Genomic DNA, 13073 nt, shown 5'->3' on the forward strand with positions numbered 1-13073 from the left:
CTCAGTTTCCGGCAGCCGGCTCGGCGGGAACGGGAGAAATCCGATCGCCATCCCGCACGAAGGCGCCCGCCTTTGCCACCACCACATCGCCTGCCTGCAGCCCCGTCACGATCTGCACATAGCCATTGTCCTGAATGCCGGTTTCCACCGCCACCTGCTGCACCGTATTGTTATCCACGCGGCGGGCGATCGAACCCTTCTTGTTGGTTGTGACGGCCGATTGCGGTAGAGCGAGAACATTGTCCTGCTTTACGATGATGCGGGCGCTGCCATACATCCCGGCTTTCGCTCCGGAGTTTCCGTCGAGCAGGACATAAACCAGCCCAAGCCGGGTGGTGGCATCCACCGTGGGTGAGATCAGCCGGACCTTGCCCTTGATGGGGGTGTTGCTGCCTGAAACGGTAATCTCCGCCGGCATGCCCACCTCGATCTTGCGGATCTGATTTTCTGGCACGTCAGCCACCAGTTCAATGGCGCCATCCCGGATCATGGTGAAGAGCGGTGAACTCGCATTCGTGGCAATCGCACCGACCTTGGCATTGCGGGCCGAGATCACGCCATCAACAGGCGCCTTCACCTGCGTGCGGGAGAGTTTCAGCTCCGTATCGGCAATCTGCGCTTCGACAACTTTGATATCCGCCTCACCAACAGACACGGCCTGTCTTGCGGCATTCAACTGCGCAAGTGCTGCATCGGCGGAGGAGGTTTGGCTTTCGACCTGTGAGGTGGACACCGTACCCGAGCGACCAAGCTGGATCTGGCGATCCCTTTGGCGCACCGCATTATCCGCATTGGCCTGCGCCTGAATGACCTGAGCCCGATACTGTGCCAGCGCCGCTTCGGATTTTGCCTTTGTTGCAAGATACTGGCTGCGTTGCAGAACCAGAGCATCGCCGTTGAGTTCGGCCAGCACATCGCCCGCTTTCACACGATCGCCCACATCGGCTTTCAGCGTTTTCACCGAAAGCGCGTCGATGAGGGGCTGCACATAGACTTCCTCAACCGCCTTCAACGTGCCGGTTGCGAGCACCCGATCCGTCATCGGGCGGGTCACCACTTCCGTCACCACGATGGCGGGCAGTTTTTGCGGGGCGGCCTGTTGTGCCAGTGCTCCGGAACAAGCGAATCCGACAAGAAGGGCACTGCTGAAGATGTTAGCAAGAGTGCCTGAAAGCTTAGACCTGCCGATGCGCATGGTTCTGTCCTGATGTAAGAAGATGTTCAGTCTGCGTATACGGGACAACTGTTGAACCGGCTCAGCAACGCGCGCACAATTATGCGGCGGCTCCCCCATTGCCGTTCTCCCTTCAGATTGTGGGTCCGCCCGCCTCCTGCAAGACCACCAATCCCTCAATCACGACATTTAATTCAGCGGTCCTGCATAATCAATCAGGCGCTTGGAATGGGTTCGATACATAGTTTGAATGGAAAAGCACGCGGCATGGGCCGCGTGCTGCTAAAAAAGACGAATGCTTCAGGCGCTTATTTCAAAGCGGCGTCGGTGATTTCGGTCGTGTAGGCGCCTTCAGGCTTCTTGCTGATGATCTTCTGATCCAGAAGAGCCTTTGCCGTGCGTTCGTAGGTTGCCATGTCGAGCTTGCCGGAGCCGCTGCCGATCAGCTTGGCCACTTCACCCATCATGCGCTTCTGGTGCTTTTCGTCCTGGCCGCCATTGTCCATGACGATTTCAGCGGCTTCATCCGGGTGAGCGATCGCATATTTCCAGCCCTTCATCGAAGCGCGGACGAACTTGACCATGGTTTCCTTGAACTTCGGATCCTTCAGCTTGTCGCCATTGGCGTAGAGACCGTCTTCCAGGAGATCATTGCCCATGGCCGAGTAGTTGAACACCGTCAGATCCTGCGGCTTGAAGCCTGCATCGATCGCCTGCCAGTATTCGTTATAGGTCATGACAGAGATGCAGTCTGCTTGCTTCTGCAACAGCGGCTGAACGTCGAAGCTCTGCTTGAGAACGGTCACGCCGTCCTTGCCGCCGTCGGTCTTGAGGCCCAGCTTGTTCATCCAGGCGAAGAAGGGGTACTCGTTGCCATAGAACCAGACGCCCAGCGTATGGCCCTTGAAATCGGCTTCCGTCTTGATCGGCCCGTCCTTCGGGCAGATCAACTGCATACCGGCCTTCTCATAGGGTTGCGCGATGTTGACGAGCGGAACGCCCTTTTCGCGTGCCACCAGAGCACCACCCATCCAGTCGACGATCACATCGGCGCCGCCCCCGGCAATCACCTGTTCCGGTGCGATATCGGGACCGCCGGGCTTGATCGTAACATCAAGGCCTTCTTCCTTGTAGAAGCCCTTGTCCTTGGCGACGAAGTAACCGCCGAACTGGCCCTGTGCCACCCATTTCAGCTGCAGCGTAACCTTGTCTGCGGCCATGGCCGCCTGTGTTGCGGCCAGCGACATGGCGCCGGCCATCAGTGCAAGCATGAATTTTTTCATGTCTTTTATCCTTCCCTCTGAGGTTTGGCCTTAAGGCCGGTTGAAGTTCAGGTCTGCCCTCCACGGACAGACGGATGCCAGAAGGTCACGGTACGCTCCGTCAGGGCGATCGCGCCATAGAAGATTGAGCCTATGATCGCTGCAACCGCGATTTCAGCCCAGACCATATCGACGTTCATGCGGCCGATCTCGGTGGAGATTCGGAAGCCCATGCCGACGATCGGCGTGCCGAAGAATTCCGCAATGATCGCGCCGATCAGCGCCAGCGTCGAGTTGATCTTGAGCGCGTTGAAGATGAAGGGCATGGCTGCGGGCAGCCTGAGCTTCAGCAGTGTCTGCCAGTCGCTGGAGGCATAGGTGCGCATCAGATCTCGTTCCATATGTCCGGCCGCCGCCAATCCCGCCACCGTGTTCACCAGCATGGGGAAGAAGGTGAGGATGATCACCACCGCCGCCTTGGATTGCCAGTCGAAGCCGAACCACATGACCATGATGGGTGCGACGCCGATGATCGGAAGCGCTGACACCATGTTGCCGATGGGCAGCAGGCCCCGCCTGAGGAACGGCACGCGATCCGCCAGGATCGCGGCGACAAACCCGCCCGCGCAGCCGAGGATGTAGCCGGCCAGCACGGCCTTGAACACGGTCTGCCTGACATCTGCCGTCAACACACCCACGGATTCCGCCAGCCGGGCGCCAATGGCGGAGGGTGGCGGAAGTAGGATGAAGGGGATGCCCGCGCCGCGGGTTGCCGCCTCCCAGAGGATCAGGATCCACGCGCCGAAAATCGCCGGTATCAGCAGTCTCAGTGCGTAATCCGCAAATTTCGTTCTCGCTTTTAAGGATGAGAGAACCGTCGCGGCGCGCCAGGCGAGAACCCAGCCAGCAGCAAGCAGCAGCCCGAAGGAGACGGTCGCCTTGCCTTCGTTGCCGGAGAGGCTGCCGATGAGAAGCCATGCGATGAGGTGGGCGCCTGCAAACAGAATGATGGCTGCCACCAAGCGGCGCATGGGGATGAGCGAGGCAATCGCGGTCGCAAAGATCAGCAGGAAGACAGCGACGCTCCATCCACGGCCGGGGATCGAAGTCGCATCGCTTTCGAAAGGCGGAATGGAAATCATGGCGAGAAGCCCAAGCAGAATGGCTGCCGCGCCTTGCCAGGAATCGGTTGTACGGCGGGTCATGCGGGCTTTCCTCCCATCGCCTTGTCGACCAGACGGCCGACGATGGTGACGATGCTGACCAACAAGGCTGCCAGCACGGAACCGGCGACCAATGCCGCCCAGATATCGATGGTCTGGCTGTAATAGGAGCCAGCCAGCAGCTTCGCTCCGATACCGGCGACGGCGCCGGTGGGAAGTTCGCCAACGATCGCGCCGACCAGACTTGCGGCGACGGCCACCTTCATGGAGGCAAACAGGAAGGGCACGGATGCCGGAACCCTGAGCTTGAAGAAGGTCTGCGTGGCGCTGGCATTATAGGTGCGCATGAGATCGAGATGCATGATCTCAGGCGATCTCAAGCCCTTCACCATGCCGACCGCCACGGGGAAGAAGGAGAGATAGGTGGAGATCAGCGCTTTCGGCAAAAGGCCGGTAATGTTGATCGCTCCCAGCACGACGATCACCATGGGGGCAATCGCCAGGATCGGCACTGTTTGCGAGGCGATGATCCACGGCATCAGGCTGCGTTCGAGCACCTTCACATGCACGATGCCAACCGCAATCAGAATGCCGAGCAGCGACCCGAACAGGAAGCCGACCGCCGTGGACGAAAGGGTGACCCAGGCATGATAGACGAGGCTGCGATTGCTTGTCACGGAGCGCAGGAAGGTGTTTTCGTAGACGTTGACGATCACCTGATGCGGCGCCGGCAGGATGGGCTTCGGCTGTGCAAGTGTCGCCCCTATGAACTCGACTTGCGAGCGCTCGACATTGGCCCGCTTGTCCATGTCGCGCTGAAATGGCGTGTTCATCAGCACTGCCGCCACATACCACACCGCCACGATGACGAGCAGGATGGTGCTGACGGGCACGATCTTGTCCTTGAAGCTATCGGGTTTCATGGCAACTCCTTTGTCAGGAACGGCATGATTGTTTGCTCGATGACGATGGACACATGATCCGGGTTTGCAAGAACAACCGCATTATCGAACCTTAGGATCTGAAAACCTTCTGCTTTCAAAAATGCATCGCGGCGGCGATCATGTTGCTTGCCGGCATTGGTTTCGTGACTGTCGCCATCCACTTCCACGACCAGCTTCGCCGATAGCCAGGCGAAATCCGCAATATAGGGACCAATCGGTGTCTCTCGGCGGAACCGGGCGCCACGGGAACGGAAGTCGCGCAAAATGTCCCACATTTCACGCTCCGCCTTGGTTAATTCGCGGCGAAGGCGGCGTGCTCTGTCACGTGTTTTCGGCTCGATGTTTGAGTGGGGCATCGCCGGCCTCCTGCTCACCTTACCAGTGATTTTCCTCGCATCAGGCACGGACATCCCGATCGGGACAAAGACCCCTCCCCAACCCCTCCCCACAAGGGGGAGGGACTTAACTTGCCGCACCGTCGCCACCTCGATCGGCCCGCAACGGTGCCGCGCGTCTTCTCCCCCCTTGTGGCGGGGTCCGAAGGACGGGTCGAGACGCGTGGCTCGACCCCAAAGGCGGCAGCCAGAGGGGGACTTTTCGAGATCGCTACTCGTCATAGCTGTGCCCCGCTCTCAGACCCTCGCGGACGCGATGGGCGATTTCCAGAAATTCCGGGCTCTCGCGAATGTCCAGCGGTCGCTCGCGGGGCAGTGTGGATTCGATCACGTCTGTCACGCGGCCGGGGCGGGGGCTCATGACAACAATCTTGGTGGAGAGATAGACGGCTTCCGGGATGGAGTGGGTCACGAAGCAAATGGTCTTGTTGGTGCGCTCCCACAGCTTGAGAAGCTGCTCGTTCAGGTGGTCGCGAACGATTTCATCCAGCGCGCCGAAGGGTTCGTCCATCAGAAGCAGATCGGCATCGAAAGCCAGCGCACGGGCTATGGAGGCGCGCTGCTGCATGCCGCCGGACAGCTGCCAGGGATATTTTTTTCCGAAACCGGAGAGGTTCACCAGATCCAGCGTTTCTGCGATCCGCTTCTGCTGCTCGGATTTCGCATAGCCCATGATTTCCAAGGGCAGCGCGATATTCTTCTCGATCGTCCGCCAGGGATAAAGCGCTGCGGCCTGAAACACATAACCGTAGGCGCGGCTTTCGCGCGCCTGCTGCGGTGACATGCCGTTGATCTCGATTCCGCCGCTGGTGTGCTTTTCGAGATCGGCGATGACGCGCAGGAAGGTGGTCTTGCCGCAGCCGGAGGGGCCGATGAAGGACACGAAGTCACCCTTCTTGATATCGAGGTTCACGCCTGTCAGCGCATGCACAGGCCCGTCATTGGTCTGGAAGGCCAGCCCCAGATCACGTGCCGAGACAACCGAGGGTACAGGCGAATTCATCGGATGATCTCCGGCACGCAAAGGGAAATAGTCAGGGGCATTTTATCTGTTATCTTCTCTGGCTGAAGCCCTGTCGACACAACGCGGCAATGGCGGCCGACAAAGCGGATGGAGGATTTGAAACATGGATGCATCATCGAAACCCACCTGCCGGCTGGTGAAGCCGGGCAATACCTATGACGGCAAACAGGGACTGAGCTATTTTGAAGGCATTTCGGCCGAGAGCGTCGGCTCGAAGGGCATCTGCATGCATATTCTCACCATGCCGCCGGGCGCGCGCGCCAAGGCGCATCTGCATGAGAACCATGAAACGGCGATCTACATGCTGGCCGGCAAAGCCGACACCTGGTACGGCGACAACCTTGAACATCATGTTGTGGTGAGCGCGGGCGAGCTGTTTTACATTCCGGCAGGCGTGCCGCATCTGCCCGCCAATACGTCCAACGAACCGGCGACAGCGATCATAGCCCGCACGGACCCCAACGAGCAGGAAAGCGTCGTGCTTCTGCCGGAGCTGGACCGGTTGGTGAAATAGTCGAGCAAGGCAAATCGACTGGTAGTCAACTCGTCTTTTTGCGGTCAACTTGGTTTTCATTGGAACACGTATCGGCTGAATTGTCCGGAAGGTGATGTCCAACCTGCTTCAAGAAGATTTTTCAATCTTGTCTGCAGGCGGCTATAGAGAGACACATATGTTTCCCAAAGGGTTTCAGAAAATGTGTGTGGCCTGTCTGTTCGGTCAACGTTAAGATCACAGGGATAGCGCGCCCAGGATACTATTCCATCCGAAATTAAGTCGGCAAATTCTAAGTCCTTTAATGTGGCATCCGCTACATTTGCATCTCTTAGTAGCTTACGGAGGTCGTGGGTTTTTACTTTACTGTGCAGTTGCCCGTTCTCGATCAGCTTGCAGTTGTTGTGGATTATTAACCCCTTGAGCAGATTTTCCAGGCAAAAACCAGCCAGCAAAAAGCATGCTCGATCCGCACCGTCGAGTTGATTAACTAACCGATTGTTGTGATCTAGCTCTGTTAGTATCAACCTGCCGCGTTGCTTTCGAAGTATTAATATCTGTTCGTGCAAGTCCTCGGCGCTCAGCAGCCAAGAGTGAGGACCGGCAAATGTCTCAAATTGTTTGTGCCGGACTGCTGTCATCCTGCCATCCTCAAACCCCTGTTGCCGGAATGCCCGTGCGTTCCACCTTGCGCGGCGCAACCAGTTCCTTCCAGGTGGAGAGTGCCTTGTTAACCGCCGTGAAGGGCTCGCGCTTGACGAACTGGCCGTGTCCCTCGCGGGTCTTCACGGTGTCCTCTTCAATGGCCACGTAGCCGCGCGTCAGCGTGAAGCGCGGCAGGCCGGTCACTTGCTTGCCCTCAAAGACATTGTAATCGATGGAGGATTGCTGGGTTTCGGCCGAGATCGTCTTGGAGCGCTTCGGGTCCCAGACGACCAGATCGGCATCGGCACCCACCAGCACCGCACCCTTCTTCGGATAGATATTGAGGATCTTGGCGATGTTGGTGGAGGTGACGGCCACGAATTCGTTCATGGTCAGGCGGCCGGTCATGACGCCATAGGTCCACAGCATCGGCAGGCGGTCTTCCAAACCACCGGTGCCGTTCGGGATCTTGGCGAAATTGCCGACGCCGAAGCGCTTCTGCTCGGTGGTGAAGGCGCAGTGATCGGTCGCAACGACCGAGAGCGATCCGGATTGCAGGCCAGCCCAGAGTGAATCCTGATGCTGCTTGTTGCGGAAGGGCGGGCTCATGACGCGGCGGGCGGCGTGATCCCAATCCTTGTTGAAATATTCGCTTTCATCCAGCGTCAGGTGCTGGATCAGCGGCTCGCCATAGACACGCATGCCCTTTTGGCGGGCGCGGCGAATAGCTTCATGGGCCTGCTCGCAGGATGTATGAACCACGTAGAGCGGAACGCCTGCCATATCCGCCAGCATGATCGCGCGGTTGGTGGCTTCGCCTTCCACTTCCGGGGGCCTCGAATAGGCATGGGCTTCCGGCCCGTCATTGCCTTCGGCCAGCAGCTTGGCGGTCATGGAGGCAACGACATCGCCGTTTTCCGCATGCACCAGCGGCAGCGCGCCGAGTTCCGCACAACGCTGGAAGGAGGCGAACATCTCGTCATCATTCACCATAAGCGCGCCCTTATAGGCCATGAAGTGCTTGAAGGTGTTGATGCCCTTTTCCTGAACGATCACCTTCATCTCGTCAAAGATGCGCTCGTTCCAGCCGGTGATTGCCATGTGGAAGGAATAGTCCGCCGTGGCGCGGGAGGTCTTGTTATCCCACATGGTGAGCGCTTCGAGCAGCGATTGATCCGGCGCGGGCAGACAGAAATCCACCACCATGGTGGTGCCCCCGGCAAGACCCGCACGCGTGCCGCTTTCGAAGTCATCAGCGGAATAGGTGCCCATGAACGGCATTTCGAGGTGAACGTGCGGATCGATGCCGCCCGGCATCACATAACAGCCGGTGGCATCGAGAACCGTATCGCCTGACAGGTTCGGTCCGATCTCGACAATCTTGCCGCCGTCCACCTTCACGTCAGCCTTGTAGGTCAGGTCTGCCGTGACGATGGTTCCACCCTTGATGACTGTGGTCATTGGTCTGCTCCCTCCATCTATTTTAGGCGGTTCAAGTCGATCGTTCCCTCGATCAAAAGATCTTGGAAGTGACTGCCAGATATTCCTGGGCCCTTCAAAAGCGCCTTCCAACTCGGATTTTTGATAAGAAAGTACGCTAACTCTTCCTCAGTCTCGAATGCCGCTTCGTAAGTCTGCTCATTCTCTGAGCTTGGAAATGCTCGGAATTTGGCAGGTCGACCATCGCGATAGGGGCGCTTATAGGCGCGGCAATCAGGCGCCCCTCTCAAGTAAACCCTCACGCCGCAATCTCCGCCGTCTCCACCACCGCATGGAACAGCACATCGCAACCGGCGGCGGCCCAGTCCCTGGAGATCTCTTCCGCCTCATTGTGGCTGAGGCCGCCGACGCAGGGGCACATGACCATGGTGGAGGGGGCCACCTTGGCGGCCCAGCAGGCATCGTGGCCGGCGCCGGAAATGATGTTCATGTGGCTGTAGCCCAGCTTTTCCGCCGCATTGCGCACCCGGTCCACCAGAACCGGATCGAAGGTGACGGGATCAAAATGGCCAACCGCTTCCACCGAGCAACCAACGCCGAGTGCTTCGCAGATTTTTGCGGCTTCCGCCTCGATCTTGGCACGCATACGGTCCAGCTTTTCCTGGGAGGGGGTGCGCAGATCGACCGTAAAGACCACCTTACCCGGCAGCACGTTGCGGGAATTGGGCGAGAAGAACGTCTGGCCAACACCAGCAACAGCGCCGGGCTGCTCGGACATCGCGACCTCCTGCACCATTTCCAGGATGCGGCCAAAGGCGAGGCCGGCATTCACACGCATGTTCATGGGCGTGGAACCGGTATGGGCTTCCTTGCCGGTCAGCGTGAATTCCAGCCACCACAGGCCCTGGCAGTGCGTGACGACGCCGATCTGTTTCTCTTCTGCCTCGAGAATCGGGCCCTGCTCAATGTGGTATTCGAAATAGGCGTGCATCTTTCGCGCGCCCACTTCTTCCTTGCCCAGCCAGCCGATGCGCTTCAACTCGTCGCCATAGGTCTTGCCTTCAGGATCCTTGCGGCCATAGGCATAATCCAGAGAATGGACGCCGGCAAACACGCCTGATGCCAGCATGGCCGGTGCAAAGCGTGCGCCTTCCTCATTGGCCCAGTTGGTGACGACGATGGGATGCTTGGTCTTGATGCCGAGATCATTCATCGTTCTGACAACTTCGAGGCCAGCCAGAACGCCCAGCACGCCATCATACTTGCCGCCGGTCGGCTGCGTATCGAGGTGGCTGCCGACATAAACAGGCAGCGCGTCCGGGTCCGTGCCGGGGCGGGTGGCAAACATGGTGCCCATCTTGTCGACGCCCATGGTCAGCCCTGCGGCCTCGCACCACTGCTGGAAGAGATGGCGGCCTTCGCCATCGGCATCCGTCAGCGTCTGGCGGTTGTTGCCGCCTGCAATGCCGGGGCCGATTTTCGCCATGTCCATCAGCGTGTCCCACAGCCTGTCGCCGTTCACGCGCAGGTTTTCGCCTGGTGCCGCCACCATACGTGTATTCCTTCATCTGTTTCAGCCGGGAAGCTGATGTCCGGCTGCTGTTCCCTTTGGTCGTCACGCCCACCTTCTTTGTGACTTCGGGCGCGCTGATGGCTTGCCTTTGTCGAGTGGGTCATCGATATTTGACCGATTGGTAAAAGCTTACAATGTCCACGGCGGCACTCAAGCGCAAAATCGCGATAGCGATGAAAAAATGAACAAGTTTCCGGCAGAGTTTCTGCTGGGGTAAATTTTGTGCATTTGCAATCCGTGCTATGCCGCTGAAGGACGAGACGAGGCATGATGATTCCACGAGCGGCCAAGACCCAGCGGCGCACCCGCATTCAGGAAGAGAAAGAGGAAAAAATCCTCGAAGCGGCGCTGGACGTGTTTTCCGCCAATGGCTTTCGCGGCGCCACCATCGACCAGATTGCGGAAGCGGCCGGCATGTCGAAGCCGAACCTGCTCTATTACTTCCGCACCAAGGAGGCGATCCACCGGGCGCTTCTGGACCGCATGCTGTTTACCTGGCTGGAGCCGCTGCAGGCCTTTGATCCTGAAGGCAATCCGGAAACGGAGATCCGCTCCTACATTCGCCGCAAGCTGGAAATGTCGCGGGATTTTCCGCGCGAAAGCCGCCTCTTCGCCAATGAGATCATCCAGGGCGCCCAGCATATCGAGGACGAGCTGAAAGGCCCGCTGAAAGAGCTGGTGGATGAAAAGGCCGAAGTGATCCGCGCCTGGATCAAGGCCGGCAAGATCGCCAAATGCGATCCCTATCACCTGATCTTCTCCATCTGGTCCACCACGCAGCATTACGCGGATTTCGATGTGCAGGTGCAGGCTGTGCTGGGCGACAAGTCAGGGGAGGGGCGCTTCGAGGATGCCGCCCGCTTCCTCGAAGATCTTTTCATGCGGGGGCTGGCGATCAAGCCGGCCACTGGTTGAGACGAATTAGAACCCCGCCAGCTTCACCATCATAAATCCGAACACCGAGATGAAGACCCAGCCGAAGGCGCCAAGCGCCAGCGGGCGGAGCCCCTCTACAGCCAGTTGCTTCACATGCGTCTGCAGGCCCATGGCGGCCAGGCCGCAGGAGAGCAGGAAGGTGCCGACCAGGTTCAGGTCCTGCGTCAGGCTTGCCGGAATGTGGATTAGGCTGTTCAGCACGACCAAGGCTAGGAAGCCGATCACGAACCACGGGAAGGGCGCGCGATCCGCCTTGTTGGCGCTTGGGGCGCGAAACAGGGTGAGCGCCAATGTCATGACCAGCGGTGCCAGCAGAACCACGCGGGCCAGCTTGGCAATGGTGCCGAACTGGCCAGCGACCTCGCCGCTCTGGAAGGTGGCGGCAACCACCTGCGCCACTTCATGGATGGTGGCCCCGGACCAGACGCCATAGGCGACGGCACTCAAATGCAGCGGCACCATCAGCAGCGGAAAGAGCAGCATGGAGATGGAGCCGAAAATGGTGACGCAAGCGACTGCATAGGCCACATCCTCCTGCCGGCCACGAATGGCGGCATTGGCTGCAATCACCGCGGATGCGCCGCAGACAGAAGTGCCCGCCGCGATCAGCCCCGTCAGACGACGATCGACGCCGAGCAACCGACCAACGAACATGGTGCTGACGAATGTGGCGGCGAGTGTCAGCGTAACGACCGCCACGCCAGGCAGGCCCAGCGAGAGCAACTGCGGCAGGGTGATCTGCAGGCCGAGCAGGATGATCCCGATTCGCAGCAACCGCTTGAGGGAGAAGGACAGGCCCGGATGCAACACACCATGAGGCCGCCGGATATTGCCGATGACCATGCCGATCACGATCGACAGGATCAGAGGCGAAAGCGTCTGGATGCCTGTCCATGCGCGGAAGGCCAGCGCCGCCGCTGCAATGCCGCCCGTCAGCGCCAGCCCCGGCAGGATGTGCGCAACGGTGGTCAGGATCGGATGGTGATGGCTTTCCAATGTGTGTGGGCGAACGAGCATGCCATGCTTCCCAATGGGGTATTGATCATGCACCTATTCTCCGCCTGCCATTCCCATAGTTCCAACGAATTGATATGATCAGATTGATCGGCAAAAACGAATGATTGTCCATGACGCTCGAACAGTTGCGCATCTTCCTTGCCGTGGCAGAGAAAAGCCATGTGACGCGGGCCGCCGAACAGCTCAACCTCACGCAATCCAGCGTCAGCGCGGCGGTGGCAGCACTTGAGGAGCGATATGGCGTCAAACTCTTCAACCGTGTCGGGCGCGGTATCGAGTTGACGGAAGCGGGACGGCTGTTCGTGCCGGAAGCACGCGCCGTGCTGGAAAAGGCGGCAGGGGCGGCGCGGCTGTTGAAGGATCTCTCCGGCGCGCCATCCGGGCATCTTGCCATCCATGCCAGCCAGACGGTGGCCAGCTACTGGCTGCCTTCGCGGCTTATGGCTTATCACGAGCGGCATCCGCAGGTGGATGTGGCGATGAGCGTCGGCAATACGAAGTTGGTGGCGGGAGCTGTGCTGGGCGGGCAGGCGGATCTCGGCGTGGTGGAAGGCCGGGTGAATGAGCCGGCGCTGTCCGTCACAAAGGTGGGCGAGGACCGGCTGGTGCTGGTGGTGGGCCGCAGACACCGCTGGGGCAAAGGGGAGGGATTGGCTCCATTCGATCTCCTGGAAACCGGCTGGATCCTGCGCGAGGCGGGATCGGGTACCCGCGCTGCCCTGGAGGAGGAGTTGCGGCGGCTGGGCATTGCGCCTTCAGAGCTTCAGGTAGTGCTGGAACTGCCCTCCAACGAGGCGGTCATTGCCGCCGTTGAGGCGGGCACGAGTGCTGCCGTGCTGTCGCTACGGGCCGTAGAAGCACACCTGGCGCAGGGGCGGCTGGTGATGCCGGATTTCCCCATGCCGACGCGGCCCTTCTTTCTGCTCACTCACCGCGAGCGCCACGTGACGCGGGCCATGCGGGCGATGATGGATGTGCTGGGTGAGGGGTAGCAGCCTGTAATTCCG

General features: G+C 59.5%; 13 protein-coding genes. 3 read left to right on the plus strand and 10 right to left on the minus strand.

What is annotated here, in order from left to right:
• Position 1: 1 nt before the first annotated feature.
• The 6 genes from Q2T52_RS08720 to Q2T52_RS08745 form a co-directional block, all read right to left on the minus strand.
• Positions 2-1195, minus strand: a complete 1194-nt coding sequence (locus tag Q2T52_RS08720) for an efflux RND transporter periplasmic adaptor subunit (RefSeq protein WP_302076318.1) — start codon at positions 1193-1195, stop codon at positions 2-4.
• A 287-nt stretch (positions 1196-1482) separates the two neighbouring features.
• A complete protein-coding gene (locus Q2T52_RS08725; protein ID WP_302076319.1) occupies positions 1483-2457 on the minus strand; it encodes an ABC transporter substrate-binding protein in 975 nt (324 codons plus the stop codon).
• Positions 2458-2504: 47 nt separating this feature from the next.
• Positions 2505-3641 carry an ABC transporter permease gene (locus tag Q2T52_RS08730; RefSeq protein ID WP_302076320.1) on the minus strand — a complete coding sequence of 379 codons (1137 nt, stop codon included), beginning with the start codon at positions 3639-3641 and terminating at the stop codon, positions 2505-2507.
• Positions 3638-4522: an ABC transporter permease gene (locus tag Q2T52_RS08735; protein ID WP_302076321.1), complete on the minus strand. Its 885-nt coding sequence runs from the start codon at positions 4520-4522 to the stop codon at positions 3638-3640. Before Q2T52_RS08735 ends, Q2T52_RS08730 begins: the two co-directional genes overlap by 4 nt.
• Positions 4519-4953: an endonuclease domain-containing protein gene (locus tag Q2T52_RS08740; RefSeq protein WP_302076322.1), complete on the minus strand. Its 435-nt coding sequence runs from the start codon at positions 4951-4953 to the stop codon at positions 4519-4521. Before Q2T52_RS08740 ends, Q2T52_RS08735 begins: the two co-directional genes overlap by 4 nt.
• 196 nt (positions 4954-5149) lie before the next feature.
• Positions 5150-5941 (minus strand): ABC transporter ATP-binding protein, encoded by a 792-nt coding sequence (locus Q2T52_RS08745; RefSeq protein ID WP_302076323.1) that lies wholly within the window; start codon positions 5939-5941, stop codon positions 5150-5152.
• Positions 5942-6065: 124 nt separating this feature from the next.
• Between Q2T52_RS08745 and Q2T52_RS08750 the strand changes: the two genes are divergently transcribed.
• The gene (locus Q2T52_RS08750) at positions 6066-6476 is read left to right on the plus strand and encodes a cupin domain-containing protein (RefSeq protein ID WP_302076324.1); all 411 of its coding nucleotides are present in this window, start codon (positions 6066-6068) and stop codon (positions 6474-6476) included.
• A 56-nt stretch (positions 6477-6532) separates the two neighbouring features.
• Here Q2T52_RS08750 and Q2T52_RS08755 read toward each other — a convergent pair whose 3' ends face one another.
• The 3 genes from Q2T52_RS08755 to Q2T52_RS08765 form a co-directional block, all read right to left on the minus strand.
• Entirely contained in the window at positions 6533-7096 is a 564-nt protein-coding gene (locus Q2T52_RS08755) for a hypothetical protein (protein ID WP_302076325.1), read from the minus strand.
• A 10-nt stretch (positions 7097-7106) separates the two neighbouring features.
• Positions 7107-8561, minus strand: coding sequence for a dihydropyrimidinase (hydA, locus tag Q2T52_RS08760; protein WP_302076326.1), 1455 nt, complete (start codon positions 8559-8561; stop codon positions 7107-7109).
• A gap of 277 nt (positions 8562-8838) precedes the next feature.
• Positions 8839-10092, minus strand: a complete 1254-nt coding sequence (locus Q2T52_RS08765; protein ID WP_302076327.1) for a Zn-dependent hydrolase — start codon at positions 10090-10092, stop codon at positions 8839-8841.
• Between the two features lie 288 nt (positions 10093-10380).
• Here Q2T52_RS08765 and Q2T52_RS08770 point away from each other — a divergent pair, with 288 nt between their 5' ends.
• Entirely contained in the window at positions 10381-11028 is a 648-nt protein-coding gene (locus Q2T52_RS08770) for a TetR family transcriptional regulator C-terminal domain-containing protein (protein ID WP_302076328.1), read from the plus strand.
• A gap of 6 nt (positions 11029-11034) precedes the next feature.
• Here Q2T52_RS08770 and Q2T52_RS08775 read toward each other — a convergent pair whose 3' ends face one another.
• Complete coding sequence (locus Q2T52_RS08775; protein WP_302076329.1) at positions 11035-12066, minus strand: YeiH family protein; 1032 nt, start codon at positions 12064-12066, stop codon at positions 11035-11037.
• Positions 12067-12176: 110 nt separating this feature from the next.
• Here Q2T52_RS08775 and Q2T52_RS08780 point away from each other — a divergent pair, with 110 nt between their 5' ends.
• Positions 12177-13058: a LysR family transcriptional regulator gene (locus Q2T52_RS08780; protein ID WP_302076330.1), complete on the plus strand. Its 882-nt coding sequence runs from the start codon at positions 12177-12179 to the stop codon at positions 13056-13058.
• The last annotated feature ends 15 nt before the right edge of the window (positions 13059-13073 follow it).

This window comes from Rhizobium oryzicola (assembly GCF_030504645.1).
GTDB lineage: Bacteria > Pseudomonadota > Alphaproteobacteria > Rhizobiales > Rhizobiaceae > Neorhizobium > Neorhizobium oryzicola.